A 23,082-nucleotide genomic window follows, 5' to 3' on the forward strand; every position below is an offset into this window, starting at 1 on the left:
CGGACGGCCTCGGATGCGTCGCCCGTCATGGCCGTCGTCGTGTTTCGTCATCCTTGCACCGGGGGCCCCGGGCGTGCGGCGGTGTCTCAGGGCGTGCGGCGGCGCAGGGTGATCGCGCCCAGGCAGAGGACCAGGAGGGCGCTGCCCGCGACGACCGCGATGTCCCGGAGGAAGTCGCCGGTGGGCGCGGAGTGGTGGACGACCTGGTTCATGCCGTCGACGGCGTACGACATGGGCAGGACGTTCGAGATCGCCTCCAGTACCGGGTGCATCCGGTCGCGCGGGATGAACAGGCCGCAGAGCAGGAGCTGGGGGAAGATCACCGCGGGCATGAACTGGACGGCCTGGAACTCGGACGCGGCGAACGCGGAGACGAAGAGGCCCAGCGCCGTGCCGAGGAGGGCGTCGAGCAGGGCCACCAGGAGCAGCAGCCACGGTGAGCCGGTGACGTCCAGGCCGAGGAACCAGACGGAGACGGCCGTCGCCAGGGCGGACTGGACGACGGCGATCGCGCCGAACGCGAGGGCGTACCCCGCGATCAGGTCGCCCTTGCCGAGGGGGAGGGCGAGGAGGCGTTCGAGGGTGCCCGAGGTGCGTTCGCGCAGGGTGGCGATCGAGGTCACCAGGAACATCGTGATCAGCGGGAAGATGCCGAGGAGCGAGGCCCCGATCGCGTCGAACGTCCCGGGGGCGTCGTCGAAGACGTAACGGAGCAGCGTGATCATCGCGACCGGGACGACCAGGAGGAGCGCGATCGTGCGCGGGTCGTGGCGGAGCTGGCGCAGGACCCGGGCCGCTGTGGCCGTCGTACGGGACGGGGTCAGGGGGCCGGGCGGGGTGGCGGTCGTCGTGGTCATCGGCCTGGGTCCTCTCCGTGCGTGGCTGCCGCTTCGTCGACCAGGCGGAGGAACGCCTCCTCCACCGTCCCGGTGCCCGTGCGGGTGCGGAGTGCCTCGGGGGTGTCCTCGGCGAGGATGCGGCCTTCGCGCATCAGGAGCAGGCGGTGGCAGCGTTCGGCCTCGTCCATGACGTGGGACGAGATGAGGAGGGTGGTGCCCCGGTCGGCGGCCAGGCGGTGGAAGAGGTCCCACAGGTCGCGGCGGAGTACGGGGTCCAGGCCGACCGTCGGTTCGTCCAGGACCAGCAGGTCGGGGGTGGAGAGCAGGGCGACGGCCAGGGAGACGCGGCTGCGCTGGCCGCCGGAGAGCGCACCGGCGAGGGCGTCGGCATGGCTGGTGAGGTCCACCTCCTCGATGGCACGTGCCACCGCGGTGCGGCGGGTGTCCCGGTGGGCGCGGCCGGGGTGGAGGACGGCGGCGAAGTAGTCGAGGTTCTGGCGGACGGTGAGGTCCGTGTAGACGGAGGGCGCCTGGGTGACGTACCCGATGCGGGGGCGCAGGGCCGGGGCTCCGGCGGGGTGGCCGAGGACGGTGAGCGTGCCCGTCACCTTGGCCTGGGTACCGGCGACCGCGCGCATCAGGGTCGTCTTTCCGCAGCCCGAGGGGCCCAGGAGGCCGGTGATGGTGCCGGGGCGGAGGGTGAAGTCGAGGCCGCGCAGGACCATGCGGTTCCCTCGTACGACGGTGAGGTCGCGGGCCTCGACGGCTGGGGGCGGGCGGTCTTTTCCGGGCCTGTCGGGTTCGTAATTCATCATGTGATGAATTACAGACCTGATGAGCCCCCGCAGTCAAGGGGGGCGGGGAGTGCCGGGGCACGGCGAGGCCGCGGTGCTGGAACCGGGAGGTGGTGCCGGTGCGGTCGAGGGGTCCGGAGTTCTCGTCGTACGCGGACGTCCTGACGGCCTGCCGGAAAGTGCGGCCGGAAGGCGCGGCCGGGGCTGGGCAGGCTGCGGCCGGGGCTGGGCGGGCTGTGGCTGTGGCTGTGGCTGTGGCTGTGGCTGTGGCTGTGGCTGTGGCTGTGGGACAACGGTCGCACCGGCCACGCCTGCGCCGCCGGGCCGGAGGGGCGGGCCGCTCAGCGCGAGCCCGGCGGGCGGATCGCTCCGTACGTCAGCGGCGCTTCGAGCGCTTGCGGGCCGCCGGGTTGCCGGTGCGGGTCGAGCGGCGCTTCTCGAACTGGGCGCGGGCCGTCTCGTACTCCGTGCGGCGCAGCTTCTCGCCCGGCGCCTCGATGAGCGAGCGGACGAAGTAGGCGAGCAGCGAGCCGACGAACCCGATGGACTTCAGGCCGCGCAGGCTGTCCTCGCGGGCCGGGTCCTTGGGGCGGGCGCCGAAGCCCTCCCAGGTCTTCCGGAACGCGATCGCACTGCAGACCGCGAACATCACGATCACCAGCATCCCGACGATGCTGCCGACCTCCGCGATCTCCAGGCCCTGGTAGGCGAAGCGCAGGACGAAGCAGGCGGCCGCCGCGGCGACGAGCGAGCCCACCGCGACGCCGACGCGCCGCAGCCCGTAGCCGCCGTCGCGGTCGACCCAGGTCGTCCCGAAGAAGCGGATCGGCTCGGGCTGCGGGCCGGGAGGGGTGGAGGCGCCGCCGGAGCCGTTCGCTCCGGCGGGCCGGGTGCCGGGGGTCTCGCTGTTCTCGCTCACGGGGTCGATTATCCCCGGGCGGGGGCCGTTCCGTGAGACGCGGCCGTACGGGGCCGGTGAGGCGGGCGGTCAGTCGCAGCGCGGGGCGATGTAGCCGTCGCTGCCGGTGTACACGTAGGCGTCCGAGACGAACTGGCCGTTGGCGATGTTGTCCCAGAGGTTCGACGTGCCGTACGGGCCGGTGACCCGCTCCCCCGGCTTCTGGCAGTAGATCGGGATGCGCATCCCGACCGGGAGCGTCCGCACGATCCGGTAGCTGGTGCCGGGGCCGGTGCGGACGTTGACCCGGTAGCCGGGGGCGATCGGGTACTTGGGCAGGGCGGCCGGTGCCGCCGCCGCAGCCGCGGCGGTCGTGGTGGATTCGGCCGCCTCGGCCGTCGTCCCCTCCGCCTGTTCGATGGTCTGCTCGTCCTTGCCCATCAGGGCCTCCCCCACTGAGAAACGATGTGAACGATGTGTTCGAAGGCGTACGACGCGCAGGCTAACAAGCCCCACGCCGCTCGCACGCACCATCGACTAGGCTCCGTGCGTCGCGCTTGCGCATCACAACACGGGGGTGGGCGATGCCGCCGCTGCCAGGGGCCGGAGCGCATCCGGAAGCGGAGTTTCCGGAATACGCGGGTACCTACCGCCTTGAGGCATGTCTCGGCTCGGGCGGCATGGGCGTCGTCCACCTGGCGCGCTCCGCCTCCGGGCTCCAGCTCGCGGTGAAGGTGGTGCACCGGCCGTATGCGGCGGACCCCGAGTTCAGGGCCCGTTTCCGGCAGGAGGTGGCCGCCGCGCGACGGGTCAGCGGGGCGTTCACCGCGCCGGTCGTGGACGCCGATCCGGAGGCCGTACGGCCCTGGATGGCCACCCTGTACGTGCCCGGGCCGACCCTCGCCGAACAGGTGAAGCGGAACGGCCCGCTGGCCCCCGCCGAGCTGCGCAGGCTGACCGCCGGACTGGCCGAGGCGCTGCGGGACATCCACCGGGCGGGCGTCATCCACCGCGACCTGAAGCCGAGCAACGTACTGCTCTCCGACACCGGCCCGAAGGTCATCGACTTCGGGATCTCCCGCCCGTACGACAGCGATCTGCGCACCGAGACCGGCAAGCTGATCGGCTCGCCGCCCTATATGGCGCCCGAGCAGTTCCAGCGGCCCCGGGAGGTCGGGCCGGCCGCCGATGTGTTCGCGCTGGGGGCGGTGCTCGTCCACGCGGCGACGGGGCGGGGGCCGTTCGACTCGGACAGCCCGTACATCGTGGCGTACCAGGTGGTGCACGACGAGGCGGATCTGAGCGGGGTGCCGGAGGATCTGGCGGAGCTGGTCGGCCGCTGTCTGGCGAAGGACCCGGCCGCGCGGCCGACGCCGGACGAGGTGATGGCGGAGCTGCGGCCGCCGTCGTACGAGGCCGCCGCGTTCATACCGGCCCAGCGGCGGCCCGCCGCGGTCACCGTCGTCCCGGTGGCGGAGCGGGAGGGGGCCGAGGACGCCACGCATGTGCGGGCGGCGGCGCCTCCTGCCCGGCGCGGGCGGCTGGTCCTGGCCGCCGCGCTGCTCCTGCTGGTGGCGGGGGCGGGCGCCGGGGGGTTCGCGCTGTGGGGCGGCGGGGACGGGGACGGCGGTTCCGTGGAGGCGCCGGAGCGGAAGGCGGCGCAGGAGGCCGTCTTCTCGCCGTGGAGCATCGCGCTGCGGACCTCCGGGAGCGCCACCCCCGTGTGCTCCTCCGCCGGGGCGGGCGCGGCGCTGTACTGCGCGGTGGACGGGTCCGGGACCGCGCGGATCGACCCCGCGAACGGGCGCGTCCTCTGGTCGGACCGGAACACCGCGCTCCGGGACGCGTCGGCACCCATCGTCTCGGGCGGGGTGGTGCTCTCGGCGGGCCCGGACGGGAAGCTGCGCGCGTACGACCCGGTGAAGGGCGCCCCCGTCCGGGAGACCGGGGTCTCCGCGAGCCCCGGCTCGGCGTTCCCGGCGGGCTCCACCCTGCTGGTCGTCGCGGACGGCGGCACGGTCACGGCGCTGGACGGCACGAGCGGGGTGGCCCGGTGGAAGGGCCCGCTGACGGGGCACGTACGGCCGGACTTCGGGCTGTACGACGAGGCGTCCGGCCTCGCGTACGCCTCCGAGCACTCGCCCGACGGCGTCTCCACCCTGGTGACCGCCGTGGACGCGGCGACCGGCCGGGCCGTGTGGCAGCGGCGGCTGGACGGGATGCTCACCCCGGTCTCCACCGCCGGGGCCGGGGAGCTGGTCCTGACGTCGATGAACCGGGACGCGGAGATCGACGGGCTGGTGCGGTACGCCCCCGACGCGCGGGAGGCCACCCGGATCGGGCTGCCCTTCCGGCTGGACGAGCCGCAGGTGGTCATGGCCGGGGACGCCGCGTATCTGCTGGGCCGGGGCGGTTCGCTGCTGGCCGTGGACACGGGGGTGGGCGGCGAGGGCGGGAAGGCCGAGCTGTGGCGGCTGGAGACCGGGGTGGGGAGGGGGTCCGCGCCCGTGCTCGGGGAGGGCGGGCGCCTGTACTTCTCGGCCGCCGACGGGCGGCTGCTGGCCGTCGACACCGTCCGGGGTGCGCTGGTGGGGCAGACCCGGGCGCGGCTGAGCGGGGGGAAGCTGACGTACGCCTCGGTCCTGCCCGCTCCGGTGGCGGCGGGGCGGATGGTGGTGGGGACGGCTCCGGACGGGTCGGTCTTCGCGGTGGACGGGCGGGAGCCGGGGGGCTGGTGAGGGGGCGGGCCTGGCGCCGGGGGCCGGGGTTCGGGGGGGCCGGGCTCCGGGGGGCCGGGCGCCTTGGAGGCGGGTGCCCTTGGGGGTTCCCCGGTGCCCTCCGGGGGCGTAAACCCTCGGCCCCTCCCGAGGTGCGGGCCCGGCCCGGTTGCCCCCGGGGCGCCGCCCCGGACCCCGCTCCTCAAACGCCGGAGGGGCTGAGAATGCGGGACCGGCCACCGGGAGGGGGCGCCCCGCCTCGGCGAGCCGGCGCTCGGAGGGGCCGTCGGCCCCCGCCCCCGGAGGTCAGCCCAGCTTGGAGACGTCCCTGACCGCGCCCCGGTCCGCGCTCGTCGCCATCGCCGCGTACGCGCGCAGCGCCGCCGAGACCTTGCGGTCGCGGGCCTTGGGTGCGTACACGCCGTTCAGCGCCTCGCGGCGGGTGGCCAGTTCGGCGTCGTCGACCAGCAGCTCGATGGAGCGGTTCGGGATGTCGATCCGGATGCGGTCGCCGTCCTCGACCAGTGCGATCGTGCCGCCGGAGGCCGCCTCGGGCGAGGCGTGGCCGATGGAGAGGCCCGACGTACCGCCGGAGAAGCGGCCGTCGGTGACCAGCGCGCAGACCTTGCCCAGGCCCCGGCCCTTGAGGAAGGACGTCGGGTAGAGCATCTCCTGCATACCGGGGCCGCCGCGCGGGCCCTCGTAGCGGATGACGACGACGTCACCGGCCTTGATCTCCTTACGGAGGATCTTGTCGACGGCCTCGTCCTGCGACTCGCAGACGACGGCCGGGCCCTCGAAGGTCCAGATCGACTCGTCGACACCGGCCGTCTTCACGACGCAGCCGTCCTCGGCGAGGTTGCCCTTGAGGACGGCGAGGCCGCCGTCCTTGGAGTAGGCGTGCTCGACATCGCGGATGCAGCCGCCCGCCGCGTCCAGGTCGAGGGTGTCCCACCGCTCGGACTGGGAGAACGCGGTCGCGGAGCGGACGCAGCCGGGGGCCGCGTGCCAGAGCTCGACGGCCTCGGGGGACGGGGAGCCGCCGCGCACGTCCCAGTTCTTCAGCCACTCGGCGAGGGTGTCGGAGTGCACGGAGTGGACGTCCTCGTTGAGCAGGCCGCCCCGGTGCAGTTCGCCGAGCAGGGCGGGGATGCCGCCCGCGCGGTGGACGTCCTCCATGTAGTACGTGCCGCCGGGGGCGACGTTCGGGGCGACCTTGGAGAGGCACGGCACGCGGCGCGAGACCTCGTTGATGTCCGCCAGGTCGTAGTCCAGCTCGGCTTCCTGGGCGGCGGCGAGCAGGTGGAGGATCGTGTTGGTGGAGCCGCCCATGGCGATGTCCAGCGCCATGGCGTTGTCGAACGCGGCGCGGGTGCCGATGGCGCGGGGCAGGACCGTCGCGTCGTCCTGCTCGTAGTAGCGCCGGGTGATCTCGACGACCGTGCGGCCCGCGTTCTCGTACAGCGCCTTGCGGGCGGTGTGGGTGGCGAGGACCGAGCCGTTGCCGGGGAGGGAGAGGCCGAGGGCCTCGGTCAGGCAGTTCATCGAGTTGGCGGTGAACATGCCGGAACAGCTGCCGCAGGTGGGGCAGGCGTTCTCCTCGATACGGAGGATGTCCTCGTCGGAGATGGACTCGTCGACCGCGTCGCTGATGGCGTTGACCAGGTCGAGTTTTCGCACGGTCCCGTCGACGAGGGTGGCTTTGCCTGCCTCCATCGGGCCGCCGGAGACGAAGACGGTCGGGATGTTGAGGCGCATGGCGGCCATCAGCATGCCCGGGGTGATCTTGTCGCAGTTGGAGATGCAGATCAGCGCGTCGGCGCAGTGCGCCTCGACCATGTACTCGACGGAGTCGGCGATCAGGTCGCGCGAGGGCAGGCTGTAGAGCATGCCGCCGTGGCCCATCGCGATGCCGTCGTCCACGGCGATGGTGTTGAACTCGCGCGGGACCGCGCCCGCCGCCTGGATCGCCTCGGAGACGATCCGGCCGACCGGGGCGAGGTGGGTGTGGCCGGGGACGAACTCGGTGAAGGAGTTGGCGACCGCGATGATCGGCTTGCCGATGTCCGCGCTCGCTACGCCCGACGCGCGCATAAGGGCGCGCGCGCCCGCCATGTTGCGTCCGTGGGTGACCGTGCGGGACCTCAGCTGGGGCATCGTCGCTCGCTCCTTCGGCAGGGAGACTGCCTCCGACAGATAAAGAAAGACCACTTCGAGCGTACGCCCCGAATCCAAGATCTGGACAGGCTGTCCGGAATACGGGACACGGTGGCCGCTGGGTGGGCACCGGAGGGCAGGGGAACGGGGCCCGCGCGGGGCCCGGAGCCCGTACGGCTCAGCTCTCCGTCAAGTATCTCTGGAGCGTCGGCGCCACCATCGCGACGATGTCCTCCGGGTCGGCCGAGGCGAGCGGCTCGGCGCGGATCACGTACCGCAGCATCGCGATGCCGATCATGTGCGAGGCGGCCAGCTCCGCGCGGAAGGTGGCGTCCGGCACGTCGAGGTCCGCCGCGATCCGCTCCAGCAGCCGCCGCAGGACGAAGCCGCGCAGCACCTTCGCCGCCGCCTCGTGGGTGAGCGCCGAGCGCAGGACCGCCAGGAGCGGGGCGCGGGTGGCGGGGTTCTCCCATACGGAGAGGAAGTAGTGCGCCAGCCGCTCCCCGAGGCCCTCCGGGGGGCCGCCGAGGACCTCGGGGATGACGAGGGCCGGTTCGAAGGAGAGCTCGACGGCGGCGGCGAAGACCTCGTCCTTCGTACCGAAGTAGTGGTGGACGAGGGCCGCGTCGACCCCGGCGGCCTTGGCGACCTGGCGGATCGAGGTCTTGTCGTAGCCGCGCTCGGCGAACTCGGTACGGGCCGCCCGCAGGATGCGCGTACGGGCGTCGGGTCCCTCGGCGGCGGCCTTGCGGGAGGGGCGGCCCCGGCGCCGGGGGGCGGGCGCGTCCTCGGTCACGGGCGGCGGGGCCCGGGGGCCGGGTCGGTGGGGGCGGAGGTGGGCGCGATGGTCGAGGCCAGGTGGAGGCGGGTGAAGGCCAGAGCCTCGGCGAGGTCGGCCTCGCGTTCGGCGGAGGACATCGCGCGGCGGGTGTTGACCTCGATGACGACATGGCCCTCGAACGACGTACGGGCGAGCCGCTCCAGCAGCTCCGCGCAGGGCTGGTCGCCCCGGCCGGGCACCAGGTGCTCGTCCTTGGCCGAGCCCTTGCCGTCGGCGAGGTGGACATGGGCGAGCCGGTCGCCCATGCGGTCCACCATGGCGAGGCTGTCGGTGCGGGCGGTCGCGGTGTGCGAGAGGTCGACCGTGAAGTGGCGGTAGTCGTCGTTGGTGACGTCCCAGTCGGGGGCGTACGCGAGCATCTCGCGGTCCCGGTAGCGCCACGGGTACATGTTCTCGACGGCGAACCGGACGTCCGTCTCCTCCGCCATCCGCCAGATCCCGGTCACGAAGTCCCTGGCGTAGGTGCGCTGCCACCGGAACGGCGGGTGCACCACGACGGTGGAGGCGCCGAGCCGCTCGGCGGCGGCGCGGGCCCGCTGGAGCTTGACCCAGGGGTCGGTGGACCAGACCCGCTGGGTGATCAGGAGGCAGGGCGCGTGGACCGCGAGGATCGGGACCCGGTGGTAGTCGGAGAGCCGGCGCAGGGCCTCGATGTCCTGGCTGACGGGGTCGGTCCAGACCATGACCTCGACACCGTCGTACCCCAGACGCGCGGCGATCTCGAAGGCCGTCGCGGTGGACTCGGGGTAGACCGAGGCCGTTGACAGGGCGACCTTCGCATCGGGGATGCGCACCACTGGTTCTGCCACCTGGACAGCGTACGGGCAGTGGTGCGCCGCGCCGAGGGGCCCCGGCGGAAAGTGATCAGGGCCATGGGCATGAGTACGCGGGGAGGGCCGTCGTCCCGGGAGCGCGGCCGGGGAGGGCCGTCACCCCGGGAGTACGACGGCGGGGTGCCGTCACCCCGGCAGCGCGGCCCGCTCCACCGGGAGGTGGTCCAGGCGGCGCAGGATGACGCCCTCGCGCAGGGCCCAGGGGCAGATCTCCAGCTCCTCCACCCCGAACAGGTCCATCGCGGCCTCGGCCACCAGCGCCCCCGCGAGCAGCTGGGCGGCCCTCCCCTCGGAGACGCCGGGCAGCCGGCCGCGCTCCTCGACCGTCATCGACGCCAGCTTCGGGACCCACTCCTCCAGGGCGCTGCGGCTGAGGCAGCGCTGCACGTAAAGGCCCTCGGTGGAGCGGGCGGCCCCAGCGATCCGGGCGAGCTGCTTGAACGTCTTGGAGGTGGCGACCACATGGTCCGGGCGGCCGGAGCGGCTGAAGACGCCCACGGTCCGCGCGATGCTGGCCCGGACGTGCCGTCGCAGCGCCCGGACCTGCTCGGGGCCGGCCGGGTCGTCCGGCAGCCAGGTACCGGTGAGGCGGCCCGCGCCGAGCGGCAGGGAGACGGCGGTGTCCGGCTCCTCGTCGATCCCGAAGGCGATCTCCAGCGAACCGCCGCCGATGTCCAGGACCAGCAGCTTCCCCGCCGACCAGCCGAACCAGCGGCGGGCGGCCAGGAAGGTGAGCCGGGCCTCCTCCTCGCCGCTCAGGACGGCGAGGTCGACGCCGGTCTCGACCCGTACGCGCTCCAGGACCTCGTCCGCGTTGGTCGCCTCGCGCACGGCGGAGGTGGCGAACGGGAGCACGTCCTCGCACCCCTTGTCCTCGGCGGCCTGGACCGCCCCGGCGATCGTCGCCACGAGCCGGTCGATGCCGAGCGGGCCGATGGCACCGTCCGCGTCGAGCAGCTCCGCGAGCCGCAGCTCCGCCTTGTGCGAGTGCGCGGGCAGCGGGCGGGCGCCGGGGTGGGCGTCCACCACCAGCAGATGAACCGTGTTCGACCCCACGTCGAGGACTCCGAGTCTCATGACCGGAACGCTACTGCTCCATTGGACCTACTCTGGGCGCGTGCCAAAGACGAAAAAGGCTAAGCAGGACAAAGCCACGAAGAAGCAGAAGTCGAACAAGCAGGCAGCACGGCCGGAGGCGAACGGACCGGACCCGTCCGACGAGAAGGGCCTCGACTTCGCGCGGGCCTGGGTGGAGTTTCCCGACCCGGGCGACGACGAGCAGGTCTTCCGCTGCGATCTGACCTGGCTGACCTCCCGCTGGACCTGCATCTTCGGCAGCGGCTGCCAGGGCATCCAGGCGGGCCGCGCGGACGACGGCTGCTGCACGCTGGGCGCGCACTTCTCCGACGAGGACGACGAGAAGCGGGTGGCCGAGAACGTGGCACGGCTCACTCCCGAGCTGTGGCAGTTCCACGACGTCGGTACGGAGACGGGGTGGGTCGGCGTCGACGAGGACGGCGAACGCCAGACGCGCCGCTGGGAGGGGTCCTGCATCTTCCAGAACCGGCCGGGATTCGCCGCCGGGGCGGGCTGCTCGCTGCACATCCTGGCGCTGCGGGAGGGCAAGGAGCCGCTGGAGACCAAGCCGGACGTGTGCTGGCAGCTGCCGGTACGGCGTACGTACGACTGGATCGACCGGCCCGACGACACCCGGGTGCTCCAGGTGACGATCGGTGAGTACGACCGCCGGGGCTGGGGGCCGGGCGGCCACGACCTGCACTGGTGGTGCACCTCGGCCACCTCCGCGCACGGGGCCGGGGAGCCGGTGTACGTCTCCTACCGCCCGGAGCTGATCGAGCTGATGGGCAAGGAGGGGTACGACCGGCTGGTGGAGCTGTGCGAGGAGCGGCTCGCCTCGCTGCTGCCGATGGCGCCGCATCCGGCGGACCCGCAGGTCTGAGAGCGGCACCCGGCGTGTGCTTTCCGGGCGCCCGTCGTCACTCCGTCGGGTCCGGGGGGCCCGGGTCCGGTGAGGGCGGGGGCGGGTCGGTGGGGGCGGGGTCCGTCGGCTCGGGCGGGTCCGTCGGGTCGGTGGGCGTCGGGTCCGTCGGGGTGGGGTCCGTGGGGGCCGGGTCGGTGGGGCCGGGGCCCGGGCCCGGATCGGTCGGGCCGGGGTCCGTGGGGCCCGGGTCGGAGGGGCCGGGGCCGGGCCGGGTCGGGCCCGGGTCGGTCGGGCGCGGGTCCGTGGGGCCGGGGGAACCGGGTGCGGGGCGGGTCGGGCCGGGCTTGGAGCCGGTCGGCGGGGCCGTGGCGCCGTGACCGTCGATGATCACGGCGGAGCCCGAGGGGTCCAGCGTGATCCGGGCCCGCCACGGGCCGCCCGGGGCCGCCGCGTGGTTCACCGCGGCCGTGATCGTGGTGCTCTTCCCGGCCGCCAGGGTGCCCGACGTACGGCTCAGGTGCAGCCACCGCGCGTCCGTGGCCGCCGACCATTCGACCGGGCCCCGGGCGGAGGCGGTCAGCGTGATGGCCGTGAGCGCGCCGGTGGTCCGGGCGGTGACGGTCAGCCGGCCCGCGCCCTCGCGGTCGCCGCCGGTGCTGACGACCTCGGCCGTGACGTCCGGGGAGTGCACCCCGCGCCGGTCGCCGGGGCGGGCGCTGCCCGCCTTCTCGTACGGGGCTCCGGGGTCGCCGCTCATCTCGCCCGCGCCGTCGATCTCGGTGGCGGTGACCTTGGAGCCGTCGTGGCCCTCGCCGGTGACCGGGGCGCCCCGGTACGCGGCCCACAGGGCGATCACCGGGGCGGCGACCACGGTGGCGACCACCGTCGTCGTGACGACCCGGGCGCGCAGCCGGTCCCGGCGGGCGGCGTGGTCCTTGGGGTCCAGCGGGTAGCCGGTGCGGCCGAAGCGGGGGCCGCCCGAGCGGGAGCGCCGGGCCTGGGCGCGGGCGACGTACACGGAGGGGCGGGGGGCCTCGACGAGCGGCAGCGGTGCGGCCGGGGCGACGGCGGCGCCGGGCCAGGGGCCTGCCGCGTCGACCCGTTCGGCGGCGCGGCGGCACCGGGGGCAGTCGTCGACGTGCCGGACGAGCTCGCGGCGGAGTGCGGCGGAGAGCAGCACCTGGTGGTCGCCGGTGAGCCGGGCGACGGTGGGGCAGTCGGCGGTCTCCACGACGACGAGCGCGGCCCGGGTGCGCTCGACCTCGCAGGCGGCCGCCGCCAGGAGCTCCCGGGCGGTGACCGGCTCCAGGCCGAGCACGGAGGCGACGGCGCGGGGGGTGAGCCGGTGGCGTACGGCCAGTTCGAGCGCTTCGCGCTGCTCGGGGGTGGTACCGGCGGCCTCGGGCCAGGCCAGTGTGGCGAGCTCCCGCCTGCGTGCCTCGGCGGCCGGGGACTCGGCGGGGTCGGGGGTGGTGGCGTCCTCGGGGGTGGGGGGCGCGGGGTCCGGGGCGGGCGGTGCGGGCTCCGCCTTCGCGGCCGGGGCGGTGGCGGGTCTGCGGTGGGACTGGCGGCCCCGCCTGCGCTCGGTGAGGGTGCGCAGACAGGTCCACCGGGCCAGGGCGTAGAGCCAGGATTGACGTTCCTCCTCGGCCTCGGGGCACCGGGCTTCGTGCCGGTCCGCGATGGCCAGGACCGCACCGAGCGCCTCGGTCGCCGCCTCGTGGTCGCAGAGGACGGAGAGGCAGTAGGTGAAGAGGCCGTCGAGGTGCGGTTCGTAACGTGCGGCCGGCCGCCGGTCCGAGGCGTGAGGCGCTCGTCGGTGCGCCCGGTGTGCGCCGGTGGTGTGCGTGGGGGCCTGCATCCTGCTGCTCGTCACCCGGCGACCGTAGGCAGAGGAGTACGTGCCCTTGGCGCCCCTTGAGCGCATTTCATCCTTACGGGTGAAGGTATCGCCCGAAAGGGGACGGAGACCGACGGGACCGGCAGGGATCAACGGGGATCGACGGGATCAACGGGGATCACGGATTTCCGGCCGTGGCGCTTCCGGCTCCGCTCCCGACGCCCGCCCCGACGCTTCCGCTGTCCGCCCCCGGTGCTTCTGTGCGCCCTCTGTGCGGAGGGGCCGCCCCGCGCCCCTGTGCGGCGGGCGTGATCAGCCCGCCCGGCGGGGTGTCCGGGCCCTGCCCGGCGGTCGTCGCCGGGCCCACCCGGCGGGGCGTTGTCAGACCCCACCGATACGGTGACGCCATGGCTGCCCGTACGAAATCCGCGAAGGACCGGCCGTCCTACCGCTGCACCGAATGCGGCTGGACCACCGCCAAATGGCTCGGCCGTTGCCCCGAGTGCCAGGCGTGGGGGACGGTCGAGGAGTTCGGCGGCGCGCCCGCCGTGCGCACGACCGCCGCAGGCCGGGTCTCCACCGCCGCGCTGCCGATCGGCCAGGTCGACAGCCGTACGGCCACGGCGCGCTCGACCGGTGTCGGCGAGCTGGACCGGGTGCTCGGCGGCGGACTCGTGCCGGGGGCCGTCGTGCTGCTGGCGGGCGAGCCGGGGGTGGGCAAGTCGACGCTGCTGCTGGACGTGGCGGCCAAGGCAGCGAGCGACGACCACCGCACGCTCTATGTGACCGCCGAGGAGTCCGCGAGCCAGGTCCGGCTGCGGGCCGACCGCATCCGGGCGATCAACGACCACCTCTACCTCGCGGCGGAGACGGACCTGTCGGCGGTGCTCGGGCACCTGGACGCGGTGAAGCCCTCGCTGCTGATCCTGGACTCGGTGCAGACGGTCGCCTCGCCCGAGATCGACGGCGCGCCCGGCGGGATGGCCCAGGTCCGGGAGGTCGCCGGGGCGCTGATCAGGGCCTCCAAGGAGCGCGGGATGGCCACGCTGCTCGTCGGCCATGTCACGAAGGACGGGGCGATCGCCGGGCCCCGGCTGCTGGAGCACCTGGTCGACGTGGTGCTCTCCTTCGAGGGCGACCGCCACGCCCGGCTGCGCCTGGTGCGCGGCGTCAAGAACCGTTACGGGGCGACCGACGAGGTCGGCTGCTTCGAGCTGCACGACGAGGGCATCACCGGGCTCGCCGACCCCTCGGGCCTCTTCCTGACCCGGCGCGACGTCGCCGTCCCGGGCACCTGCCTCACGGTGACGCTGGAGGGCAAGCGGCCCCTGGTCGCCGAGGTCCAGGCGCTCACCGTCGACTCGCAGATCCCCTCGCCCCGGCGCACCACCTCGGGCCTGGAGACCTCCCGGGTCTCGATGATGCTCGCCGTCCTGGAGCAGCGCGGCCGGATCAGCGCGCTCGGCAAGCGGGACATCTACAGCGCGACGGTGGGCGGGGTGAAGCTCACCGAGCCCGCCGCCGACCTCGCGGTCGCGCTGGCGCTGGCCAGCGCCGCCAGTGACACCCCGCTCCCGAAGAACCTGGTCGCGATCGGTGAGGTGGGGCTCGCGGGCGAGGTCAGAAGGGTGACTGGGGTCCAGCGGAGACTGGCCGAGGCTCACCGTCTCGGCTTCACCCACGCCCTGGTGCCGACCGACCCGGGACGGGTTCCTTCGGGTATGAAGGTCACAGAAGTCGCCGACATGGGGGACGCTCTGCGGGTCCTCCCGCGCCGGTCTCGTCAGGAGGCACCGCAGGAGGACAACGCGCGCCGGTAGACTTTGCCCTGGTCTCGCCCGCCCGTGGACACGGCATGGGGGACGCAAGGGCACCGCAAACCTGTGACCGGAGGAGTGCAGTGGCAGCCAACGACCGGGCGACAGCGCCCGGAAAGTCCGGCCAAGGCACCGGTAACGAGGCGCTGATGCGCGCCTCGTTGAGCGCGGTCGCGCCCGGAATGGCCCTGCGGGACGGCCTGGAGCGCATTCTCCGGGGCAACACCGGCGGGCTGATCGTCCTCGGTATGGACAAGACCGTCGAATCGATGTGTACCGGCGGGTTCGTGCTGGACGTGGAGTTCACCGCGACCCGGCTGCGCGAGCTGTGCAAGCTCGACGGGGCGCTGATCCTCGACAAGGACATCACCAAGATCCTGCGGGCCGGGGTGCAGCTGGTCCCGGACGCCTCGATCCCCACGGAGGAGACGGGCACCCGGCACCGTACGGCGGACCGGGTCTCCAAGGCGTGCGGCTTCCCCGTCGTCTCGGTCTCCCAGTCCATGCGCCTGATCGCGCTGTACGTGGACGGGGAGCGGCGGGTCCTGGAGGAGTCCTCCGCGATCCTGTCCCGGGCCAACCAGGCGCTCGCCACGCTGGAGCGGTACAAGCTCCGCCTGGACGAGGTGGCCGGCACGCTCTCCGCGCTGGAGATCGAGGACCTGGTCACCGTCCGGGACGTCACGGCGGTGGCGCAGCGGCTGGAGATGGTGCGGCGGATCGCGACGGAGATCGCGGAGTACGTGGTCGAGCTCGGCACCGACGGACGCCTTCTCTCGCTCCAGCTGGACGAGCTGATCGCGGGCGTGGAGCCGGAGCGGGAGCTGGTGGTCCGGGACTATGTGCCCGAGCCGACGGCGAAACGGTCGCGCACGGTGGGAGAGGCGCTGACGGAGCTGGACGCGCTGAGCCACACGGAGCTGCTGGAGCTGCCGGTGGTGGCGCGGGCCCTGGGATACAGCGGCTCGCCCGAGACGCTGGACTCGGCGGTCTCCCCGCGGGGCTTCCGGCTGCTGGCGAAGGTGCCGAGGCTGCCGGGGGCGATCATCGAGCGGCTGGTGGAGCACTTCGGCGGCCTCCAGAAGCTGCTGGCGGCGAGCGTGGACGACCTCCAGACGGTGGACGGCGTCGGCGAGGCCCGGGCGCGGAGCGTGCGGGAGGGGCTGTCGCGGCTGGCGGAGTCGTCGATCCTGGAGCGGTACGTCTGATTTCTGGCCGGGTTTGACCGGGGAGGTCGTCCTTTGCGGGCGGCCTCCTTTTGCGTGCCGTCCACCGGGGCCGGAGGTTCCGTCCTCAAACGCCGGACGGGCTGGGATGGCCCGCCTCACCCGGTCCTGTGAGGGCGACGCCCGTCCACGCAGACGGGGCCGTCCTCAAACGCCGGACCGGCTGGAGTGGTGGCGACGGGCGGGCTGAAATCGTGGGCGGTCAGTCCTTCTTCAGGACGAAGGAGGCCGGGCGGATCTTGGTGTTCGGGGCCTTCGCTTCCAGCAGGTATGTGCCCGGGCCCGCCTTCGTGGCCGGTGGGGTGGCGCAGTTGGGGGCGGAGCGGACGCGGTTCCACTCCACCGCGTGCATGACCGTCGCCCCGGCCGGGACCTGGAAGAAGAGCGGGTCCGGGTTCGCGGGGCAGTCCTTCGAGGACCAGATCACGTCGTCGTTCTTCTGCCCGGCCTCGGTGACCGTGAGCACCACGTTCTTCGGCCCCAGGTCGGCCTTGCAGGTGGCCGACGAGGTGTTGCGGGCGATGATCTCGAACTCGGGGCGGTCGTCGGGGCCGTACGTGACCTTCGTGCGCAGGGTCAGCTCCACCGCGCCCGGCTTGCACACGGGGAGCGGGGAGCCCGCCGGGACCTGTCGGCCCGTGGAGCCGCCGCCCGATCCCGTACCGCCACTGCCCGAACCGGCCGTGCCCGCACCGCCGGTTGACGTACCGTCAGATCCCGTACCGTCACTCGCGCCGCCGGAACCCCCGCCCGTGGCGCCGTCGCCGGGGCCGATCGAACCGGCCGTGCCGCCCGAGCCGCTCTCCCCGTCCGCGTCGTCCGACTCGTCGCGCCCGCCCGGCCGTTGGGTGATCGCCGGGCCGGAGCTCGACGGGCCGGGGGTGATCGACTTGACCGGGTCGGAGCCGCCGGGCTTGGCGTCGTCCTTGGTGCCGCCGGAGCCCGCGGAGGTGACCGCCCAGGCGATCAGGGCCGCGAGGAGCGCAACCAGAAGCCCCGCTACCGCCCTTCGTCGCCAGTAGATGCTGGAGGGAAGCGGACCGACCGGATTGCGCATAGATCCCACGGGTCGAACTCTACGAGAGATCGGGGCCGCTTCAGGCCCCACCCGCCGCTCCGGTCACAAGTTTTGCCGATCATCATCAGGTTCTGCCGATGATCATCACGGGGGCCGGTCGCGGGAGTTCGGTCACAGGGGACAGAACGGGTGGCGTTCTCACCCTCCGGGACCGCCGCGCGGGCCGACACCCCCGTACCCGTGACACCGCTCCCGCCTTCCGTGTCAGGATCGTCGGTGCGATGACTGCCATGACTTCGACTTCACCCCAGACGCCCCAGACGCCCCAGGGGCCGCAGACGCCCCCCGCCGCCGCCCTCCACACCCCCGTCATCGGGTGGTTCGAGCAGCACGCCCGCGATCTCCCCTGGCGCCGCCCCGAAGCGGGCGCCTGGGGGGTGATGGTCAGCGAGTTCATGCTCCAGCAGACTCCGGTGAGCCGGGTCCTCCCGGTGTACGAGCAGTGGCTGGCCCGCTGGCCCCGCCCCGCCGACCTGGCCGCCGAGGCGCCCGGGGAAGCGGTCCGCGCCTGGGGCAGGCTCGGCTACCCGCGCCGCGCGCTGCGGCTGCACGGGGCCGCGCAGGCGATAACGGAACGGCACGGCGGTGACGTACCGAGCGAGCACAGCCAACTGCTGGCGCTGCCCGGGATCGGCGAGTACACGGCGGCGGCCGTGGCCTCGTTCGCGTACGGACAGCGGCACGCGGTGCTCGACACCAACGTCCGCCGGGTGTTCGCCCGCGCCGCGAACGGCATCCAGTACCCGCCGAACGCCACCACCGCCGCCGAGCGCAAGCTCGCCCGCGCCCTGCTCCCGGACGAGGACGAGCGCGCGGCGAAGTGGGCGGCGGCCACGATGGAGCTGGGCGCGCTCGTGTGCACCGCGCGCAACGAGAGCTGTGAGCGCTGCCCGATCTCCGCGCACTGCGCCTGGCGGCTGGCCGGGAAGCCCGCGCACGAGGGGCCGCCCCGGAAGGGCCAGACGTACGCGGGGACCGACCGGCAGGTGCGCGGGCGGCTGCTCGCGGTGTTGCGCGATGCGCTCACCCCCGTACCGCAGGCCGCTCTGGACGCGGTGTGGGAGGAGCCGGTGCAGCGGGCCCGGGCGCTGGACGGGCTGGTGGCCGACGGGCTGGTCGAACCGCTGGCGGACGGCCGGTACCGGCTGCCGCTGACGTGAACGGTGACGTGAACCGCCGGTGTGGACCGGTGACGTGGACCGGTGCTGTGAACCGCCGATGTGATGCGGTCCTGAACCGGCGCTGTTACACAACCGATGGACAGCCGTGCGTCGGTGTACGGCTGCTCCGCACAACCTCGTGACAACGCCTCCGTAGCGTCTCCGACAGCAGTACACGGGGATTCCACGGGGACGGAGGCGGTTGTCATGGCGCAGGGCGAGGTGCTCGCGTTCGAGGACTACGTACGCACACGGCAGGAGGCGCTGCTGCGCAGCGCACGGCGTCTGGTTCCCGACCCCGTGGACGCGCAGGACCTGCTCCAGACCGCGCTGGTGCGGACGTACGGCCGCTGGGACGGCATCGCCGACAAGTCCCTCGCCGACGCCTATCTGCGCCGCGTCATGATCAACACCCGTACGGAGTGGTGGCGGGCGCGCAAGCTCGACGAGGTGCCCACCGAGCAGTTGCCCGACGCGAGCGTCGACGACGGCAGCGAGCAGCGTGCGGACCGCGCCCTGCTGATGGACATCCTCGGCATCCTGGCTCCGAAGCAGCGCAGCGTCGTCGTGCTGCGACACTGGGAGCAGATGAGTACGGAGGAGACGGCCGCGGCGCTCGGCATGTCGGCCGGTACGGTCAAGAGCACGCTGCACCGGGCGCTGGCGCGTCTGCGTCAGGAGCTGGAGAGCCGTGAGCTGACGAGCCGCGAGGCGGTCGCCCGCGAGACCGGGAGCCACCGGGGAACCGGGAGCGGCCCGGAGGCCGGGGGCCGCCGGGAAGCCGGGAGCCACCGGAGTGCGGCGCCCGCCGCCACCGGCCGGGTTCCGGCCCAGCGGTCGAAGGTCACCTCCGTCGTGGGAGCGCGGGCGCAGCGGAACGGGCGTCATGACGAGCGGGGGCGGGAGCGGTGCGCGGCCTGACAGGCAGCAGCGACGGCAGCGGGAACGGCGGCCGGAGCGAGGGGGACGGCGTCGGCGGCGGCGGGACGGGTGCCGACGACGGGAGCCCCTCCGGGAGACCCCGCCGGAACGGCAGGTTCCGGGCAGGGATGGCGGCGAGTGGTACGGCCCTGGCCGGACTCGCCGCCTTCGGGCTGTTCTGCGTCGGCTGCTCCACCGGCGGCACCGGCACCCGCGACGAGGGCCCGGCCGGCGGCCAGTCGGTCGCCCAGGTCTCCCCGCGCCCCGTCCCCTCCGGCACGACCCCCGTCACCCGGCGTGTCAACGTGGTGGCCCTCGTCAAGGGCGATCCCGCGGTGAGCGAGCAGGTCAAGGACGTGCTGGAGCCCTGCGCCGGCAAGGCGTACCCGGTCGACACCTCCTACGGCTCGATGACCGACGGGCCGTCCGCCGATGTCGTGGTCAACGTGATGAGCTGCGCCGATTCGGTGGGGATCGGCACGTATGTCTACCGCGCGCGCGAGGACGGCTCGTACGAGAACGTCTTCATGGCCGAGGTCCCCGCCGTCTACGGAACCATCGACCGGGGCGACCTCGTGGTGACGACCCAGGTGTACCGGGAGAAGGACCCGATGGCCTTCCCGTCCGGCTCCGAGGTGGTCACCTACCGTTGGACCGACGGGCGCTTCGCCGAGCACGACCGGGTGCACAACGACTTCAGCCGTGGCCTCGACGACACGGACGGTGAACTGCCCGCACAGACGGAACCGGTGGAACCGGACGAGCCGGAGGAGCGGGCCGAGCCGGACGAGCCGGACGAGCAGGAACGATCGAGCGGGAACTGAAAGCGGGAAGCAGGCGCATGGCCGAGACCCACGTCCTCTTCGTCGAGGACGACGATGTCATCCGTGAGGCCACCCAGCTCGCTCTGGAGCGGGTCGGCTTCACGGTCACCGCGATGCCCGACGGGCTCTCCGGCCTGGAGGCGTTCCGGGCCGACCGGCCGGACATCGCGCTGCTCGACGTGATGGTGCCGGGGCTCGACGGGGTGAGCCTGTGCCGCCGCATCCGGGACGAGTCCACCGTCCCCGTGATCATGCTCTCCGCGCGGGCCGACTCCATCGACGTGGTGCTCGGCCTGGAGGCGGGGGCGGACGACTACGTCACCAAGCCCTTCGACGGCGCGGTCCTGGTCGCCCGTATCCGCGCCGTACTGCGCCGCTTCGGCCACGCGGCCGGACCGGAGGGCACGGGCCGGAGCGGTACGGAGGGGGAGGCCGAGGGGCTCGGCGGGGTGCTGGTCTTCGGCGACCTGGAGGTCGACACGGAGGGCATGGAGGTGCGGCGCGGCGGTGAGCAGGTGGCGCTGACGCCCACCGAGATGCGGCTGCTGCTGGAGTTCTCCTCCGCGCCCGGCACCGTACTCTCCCGCGACAAGCTCCTGGAGCGGGTCTGGGACTACGGCTGGGGCGGCGACACCCGGGTCGTGGACGTGCACGTCCAGCGGCTGCGCACGAAGATCGGCCAGGACCGGATCGAGACGGTCCGCGGCTTCGGCTACAAGCTGCGCGGATGAGGCGGCTGGGGGCAGGGCGACCGGTGAGGCGTCCGGGGGCGGGACGGCCGGTGGGACACCCGGGGGCAGGACAGCCGGTGGGGCGGCCGATGAGGCATCCGGGGGCAGGACAGCCGGTGGGACACCCGGGGGCGGGACGGCCGGTGAGGTGCCCGTGAAACGACTGGCCCTGCGGACCGGTGTCCGCTGGAAGATCAGCATCGCCATCGCCGCGGTCGGCGCGCTCATCGCGGTGGCGCTGAGCCTGGTGGTGCACAACGCGGCCCGGGTCTCCATGATCGAGAACGCCCGCGAGGTGCAGCTGGAGCGGCTGCTGGGCGCGCAGCGGTTCTACGAGGCGACGGGCATGCAGAAGAACGCGCCCAAGTTCGGCGCGAAGCTCAACGACCCGACGATCCCGCCGAGCCTGCGCGACGAGGTCCGCAAGAACCGGCGGGCCACGCATGTGGCGCAGACCCCCGACGGGGTGCCCGATGTGTGGGCGGCCGTCCCGCTGGCCAACGGGGACGTGCTCTCGCTGCACACCCGGTTCGCGGACCGGTCCGCGACGATCATGAAGGACCTGGACCGGGCCCTGATCATCGGCTCGGTCTCCGTGGTCTTCGTCGGCTGCGCGCTCGGCGTCCTCATCGGCGGCCAGCTCTCGCGCCGCCTCCGGAAGGCGGCGGCAGCGGCGGGCCGGGTCGCCGAGGGCCACACCGACGTACGGGTCCGGGAGGCCGTGGGCGGGGTCGTCCGCGACGAGACGGACGAGCTGGCGCGGGCGGTCGACGCGCTGACCGACGCGCTGAACGAGCGGATCGAGGCTGAGCGCCGGGTCACCGCCGACATCGCCCACGAGCTGCGCACCCCGGTGACCGGGCTGCTCACGGCCGCCGAGCTGCTGCCGCCGGGCCGCCCGACCGAGCTGGTACGGGACCGGGCCCAGGCGATGCGGACGCTGGTCGAGGACGTGCTGGAGGTGGCCCGCCTGGACAGCGCGTCGGAGCGGGCGGAGCTCCAGGAGCTGCCGCTCGGGGAGTTCGTCAGCCGACGGGTCGGGCTGCTGGACCCGGACGTGACCGTGCGGGTGGTGCACGAGTCCTGGGTCTCCACGGACCCGCGCCGCCTGGAGCGCATCCTCGGCAATCTCCTCGGCAACGCGGCCAAGCACGGCTCCACCCCGGTGGAGGTCACGGTGGAGGGCCGGGTGGTACGGGTCCGGGACCACGGTCCGGGGTTCCCGGAGGAGCTGCTGCGGGACGGGCCGAGCCGGTTCCGTACGGGGTCGATGGACCGCGCCGGGCACGGGCACGGCCTGGGCCTGACGATCGCGGCGGGCCAGGCGCGGGTGCTGGGGGCCCGGCTGACCTTCCGGAACGCGGCGCCCTCGGGTGCGGCGGAGGGCACGGGGGGTGCGATCGCGGTGCTGTGGCTGCCGGAGCACGCGCCGACGACGACGGGGAGCTTTCCGGTGCTGCGGGTGGCGGAGGAGCGGCAGCCGCAGGGGTGAGCCCCCGGACCCGGGCCCTTCCGCCCTCCCGGCCGGCTGTCCGTCCGTCCGTCCGGTACAACGCCGACGGCGACCCCGAGGAGTGAGCCGTGAGGCTGTCCTCGACGTCGCCGTCGGTCGGGTGACCCGGGCGCACGCCCCGGGTACCGGGGTGTAACGGGTCCACTGAAACGCTCTTCGGTTGTGCTGCGCGCCCGCCGGGTACGGACCGGTTCGCCGGTCTCCGGGCCGGGGTCGCGCGGTTACGCCGGCCGGATCAGATGGAGACGTGCACCGAGCGGAGGAACGCGGCCGGGTTCAGCGCCGAGCCGTAGTTCGGGGTGGTGCGGATCTCGAAGTGCAGGTGCGGGCCGCTGGAGTTTCCGGTGTTGCCGGACAGGGCGATCTTCTGGCCCGTCTTGACCTTCTGGCCGATCTTGACGTTGACCTTCGACAGGTGCGCGTACTGCGAGTACTTGCCGTTGGCGTGCTTGATCACGACGGCGTTGCCGTACGCGGGGCCGTCACCGGCGCCGTTCGGGCCGGCCTTGACGACGGTGCCGGTGTGGACGGCCGAGACCGGGGTGCCGACCGGCACCGCGAAGTCCTGGCCGGAGTGCTTGGCGGCCCAGCGGGCGCCACCGTTCCCGTAGCTGGCGGTCAGCGTGTACTTCTTGACCGGGGACTTCCAGGAGGCGGCGTTCTTCTTCGCGGCCTTCTTCTTGTCCTCGGCCTTCTTCTTGGCGTCGGACGCCTTCTTCGCCGCCGCCTTCTTGGCCGCGTCGGCGGCCTTGCTCTGCGCGGCCGCCTGCTGGGCGACGGCCTCGGCGGCGGAACCCGGGGCAAGAGCGGCGGTACCGGTGGTACCGGATGCGAACGCCGTGCCTGCACCCAGCACCACGGACGCTCCCAGGCCGGCGGCCAGGACGGCGCCGCGGATACGGGAAGCGGTCGGGCGGATGGTGTGCTGGTTCGTTGCGCGCTTCATACGGT

General features: G+C 73.6%; 20 protein-coding genes. 9 read left to right on the top strand and 11 right to left on the bottom strand.

The features are described 5' to 3' along the window. Positions 1-86: 86 nt before the first annotated feature. The 4 genes from B7C62_14270 to B7C62_14285 all read right to left on the bottom strand — a co-directional run bounded on the left by B7C62_14270 (position 87) and on the right by B7C62_14285 (position 2,972). Positions 87-857, bottom strand: coding sequence for an antibiotic ABC transporter permease (locus tag B7C62_14270; protein ARF73302.1), 771 nt, complete (start codon positions 855-857; stop codon positions 87-89). Continuing rightward, entirely contained in the window at positions 854-1,654 is an 801-nt protein-coding gene (locus tag B7C62_14275) for a multidrug ABC transporter ATP-binding protein (GenBank protein ARF73303.1), read from the bottom strand. Before B7C62_14275 ends, B7C62_14270 begins: the two co-directional genes overlap by 4 nt. 355 nt (positions 1,655-2,009) lie before the next feature. After that, positions 2,010-2,552: a hypothetical protein gene (locus B7C62_14280; GenBank protein ID ARF73304.1), complete on the bottom strand. Its 543-nt coding sequence runs from the start codon at positions 2,550-2,552 to the stop codon at positions 2,010-2,012. Positions 2,553-2,621: 69 nt separating this feature from the next. Next, positions 2,622-2,972, bottom strand: coding sequence for an SH3 domain-containing protein (locus B7C62_14285; protein ID ARF73305.1), 351 nt, complete (start codon positions 2,970-2,972; stop codon positions 2,622-2,624). A gap of 143 nt (positions 2,973-3,115) precedes the next feature. Between B7C62_14285 and B7C62_14290 the strand changes: the two genes are divergently transcribed. After that, positions 3,116-5,269 carry a serine/threonine protein kinase gene (locus B7C62_14290; protein ARF73306.1) on the top strand — a complete coding sequence of 718 codons (2,154 nt, stop codon included), beginning with the start codon at positions 3,116-3,118 and terminating at the stop codon, positions 5,267-5,269. Between the two features lie 285 nt (positions 5,270-5,554). On the opposite strand, the gene B7C62_14295 is transcribed toward B7C62_14290, so the two are convergent. From B7C62_14295 to B7C62_14310, 4 genes are all read right to left on the bottom strand, one after another. Then, positions 5,555-7,405 carry a dihydroxy-acid dehydratase gene (locus B7C62_14295; protein ID ARF73307.1) on the bottom strand — a complete coding sequence of 617 codons (1,851 nt, stop codon included), beginning with the start codon at positions 7,403-7,405 and terminating at the stop codon, positions 5,555-5,557. Between the two features lie 178 nt (positions 7,406-7,583). Further along, positions 7,584-8,201: a TetR family transcriptional regulator gene (locus B7C62_14300; protein ID ARF73308.1), complete on the bottom strand. Its 618-nt coding sequence runs from the start codon at positions 8,199-8,201 to the stop codon at positions 7,584-7,586. Next, entirely contained in the window at positions 8,198-9,055 is an 858-nt protein-coding gene (locus B7C62_14305) for a hypothetical protein (protein ID ARF73309.1), read from the bottom strand. The genes B7C62_14300 and B7C62_14305 overlap by 4 nt, the downstream gene beginning before the upstream one ends. 150 nt (positions 9,056-9,205) lie before the next feature. After that, the gene (locus B7C62_14310; protein ID ARF73310.1) at positions 9,206-10,156 is read right to left on the bottom strand and encodes an exopolyphosphatase; all 951 of its coding nucleotides are present in this window, start codon (positions 10,154-10,156) and stop codon (positions 9,206-9,208) included. A 40-nt stretch (positions 10,157-10,196) separates the two neighbouring features. Here B7C62_14310 and B7C62_14315 point away from each other — a divergent pair, with 40 nt between their 5' ends. After that, entirely contained in the window at positions 10,197-11,039 is an 843-nt protein-coding gene (locus tag B7C62_14315) for a hypothetical protein (protein ARF73311.1), read from the top strand. Between the two features lie 37 nt (positions 11,040-11,076). On the opposite strand, the gene B7C62_14320 is transcribed toward B7C62_14315, so the two are convergent. After that, a complete protein-coding gene (locus B7C62_14320; protein ID ARF73312.1) occupies positions 11,077-12,897 on the bottom strand; it encodes a hypothetical protein in 1,821 nt (606 codons plus the stop codon). Between the two features lie 371 nt (positions 12,898-13,268). On the opposite strand from B7C62_14320, the gene B7C62_14325 reads away from it, so the two are divergent. Together B7C62_14325 and B7C62_14330 are read left to right on the top strand one after the other, a co-directional pair. Then, entirely contained in the window at positions 13,269-14,681 is a 1,413-nt protein-coding gene (locus tag B7C62_14325; protein ARF73313.1) for a DNA repair protein RadA, read from the top strand. Between the two features lie 80 nt (positions 14,682-14,761). After that, positions 14,762-15,886 carry a DNA integrity scanning protein DisA gene (locus B7C62_14330; GenBank protein ARF73314.1) on the top strand — a complete coding sequence of 375 codons (1,125 nt, stop codon included), beginning with the start codon at positions 14,762-14,764 and terminating at the stop codon, positions 15,884-15,886. A 220-nt stretch (positions 15,887-16,106) separates the two neighbouring features. Here the strand turns inward: B7C62_14330 and B7C62_14335 are convergent, their stop codons facing one another. Further along, entirely contained in the window at positions 16,107-16,970 is an 864-nt protein-coding gene (locus tag B7C62_14335; protein ID ARF73315.1) for a hypothetical protein, read from the bottom strand. Between the two features lie 233 nt (positions 16,971-17,203). Between B7C62_14335 and B7C62_14340 the strand changes: the two genes are divergently transcribed. The 5 genes from B7C62_14340 (at position 17,204) to B7C62_14360 (ending at position 22,110) form a co-directional block, all read left to right on the top strand. Continuing rightward, positions 17,204-18,142 (top strand): adenine glycosylase, encoded by a 939-nt coding sequence (locus B7C62_14340; protein ARF73316.1) that lies wholly within the window; start codon positions 17,204-17,206, stop codon positions 18,140-18,142. Between the two features lie 207 nt (positions 18,143-18,349). Continuing rightward, positions 18,350-19,063 (top strand): SigE family RNA polymerase sigma factor, encoded by a 714-nt coding sequence (locus B7C62_14345; GenBank protein ARF73317.1) that lies wholly within the window; start codon positions 18,350-18,352, stop codon positions 19,061-19,063. 128 nt (positions 19,064-19,191) lie between these two features. Then, positions 19,192-19,887 (top strand): hypothetical protein, encoded by a 696-nt coding sequence (locus B7C62_14350; protein ARF77160.1) that lies wholly within the window; start codon positions 19,192-19,194, stop codon positions 19,885-19,887. Between the two features lie 17 nt (positions 19,888-19,904). Then, positions 19,905-20,618 carry a DNA-binding response regulator gene (locus tag B7C62_14355; GenBank protein ID ARF73318.1) on the top strand — a complete coding sequence of 238 codons (714 nt, stop codon included), beginning with the start codon at positions 19,905-19,907 and terminating at the stop codon, positions 20,616-20,618. 154 nt (positions 20,619-20,772) lie between these two features. Next, positions 20,773-22,110, top strand: a complete 1,338-nt coding sequence (locus B7C62_14360) for a two-component sensor histidine kinase (protein ID ARF73319.1) — start codon at positions 20,773-20,775, stop codon at positions 22,108-22,110. Positions 22,111-22,366: 256 nt separating this feature from the next. Here B7C62_14360 and B7C62_14365 read toward each other — a convergent pair whose 3' ends face one another. Then, positions 22,367-23,077: a peptidase gene (locus tag B7C62_14365; GenBank protein ARF73320.1), complete on the bottom strand. Its 711-nt coding sequence runs from the start codon at positions 23,075-23,077 to the stop codon at positions 22,367-22,369. Positions 23,078-23,082 lie beyond the last annotated feature (5 nt).

Source organism: Kitasatospora albolonga, from assembly GCA_002082585.1.
GTDB classification, from domain to species: Bacteria; Actinomycetota; Actinomycetes; order Streptomycetales; family Streptomycetaceae; genus Streptomyces; species Streptomyces stephensoniae.

Excerpts from the sequence above, each read along its gene's own strand:
- B7C62_14270 (ARF73302.1), bottom strand. The coding sequence starts at position 857 with ATGACCACGACGACCGCCACCCCGCCCGGCCCCCTGACCCCGTCCCGT.
- B7C62_14275 (ARF73303.1), bottom strand. The coding sequence starts at position 1,654 with ATGATGAATTACGAACCCGACAGGCCCGGAAAAGACCGCCCGCCCCCA.
- B7C62_14285 (ARF73305.1), bottom strand. The coding sequence starts at position 2,972 with ATGGGCAAGGACGAGCAGACCATCGAACAGGCGGAGGGGACGACGGCC.
- B7C62_14290 (ARF73306.1), top strand. The coding sequence starts at position 3,116 with ATGCCGCCGCTGCCAGGGGCCGGAGCGCATCCGGAAGCGGAGTTTCCG.
- B7C62_14295 (ARF73307.1), bottom strand. The coding sequence starts at position 7,405 with ATGCCCCAGCTGAGGTCCCGCACGGTCACCCACGGACGCAACATGGCG.
- B7C62_14310 (ARF73310.1), bottom strand. The coding sequence starts at position 10,156 with ATGAGACTCGGAGTCCTCGACGTGGGGTCGAACACGGTTCATCTGCTG.
- B7C62_14325 (ARF73313.1), top strand. The coding sequence starts at position 13,269 with ATGGCTGCCCGTACGAAATCCGCGAAGGACCGGCCGTCCTACCGCTGC.
- B7C62_14340 (ARF73316.1), top strand. The coding sequence starts at position 17,204 with ATGACTGCCATGACTTCGACTTCACCCCAGACGCCCCAGACGCCCCAG.
- B7C62_14345 (ARF73317.1), top strand. The coding sequence starts at position 18,350 with ATGGCGCAGGGCGAGGTGCTCGCGTTCGAGGACTACGTACGCACACGG.
- B7C62_14350 (ARF77160.1), top strand. The coding sequence starts at position 19,192 with ATGGCGGCGAGTGGTACGGCCCTGGCCGGACTCGCCGCCTTCGGGCTG.
- B7C62_14355 (ARF73318.1), top strand. The coding sequence starts at position 19,905 with ATGGCCGAGACCCACGTCCTCTTCGTCGAGGACGACGATGTCATCCGT.
- B7C62_14365 (ARF73320.1), bottom strand. The coding sequence starts at position 23,077 with ATGAAGCGCGCAACGAACCAGCACACCATCCGCCCGACCGCTTCCCGT.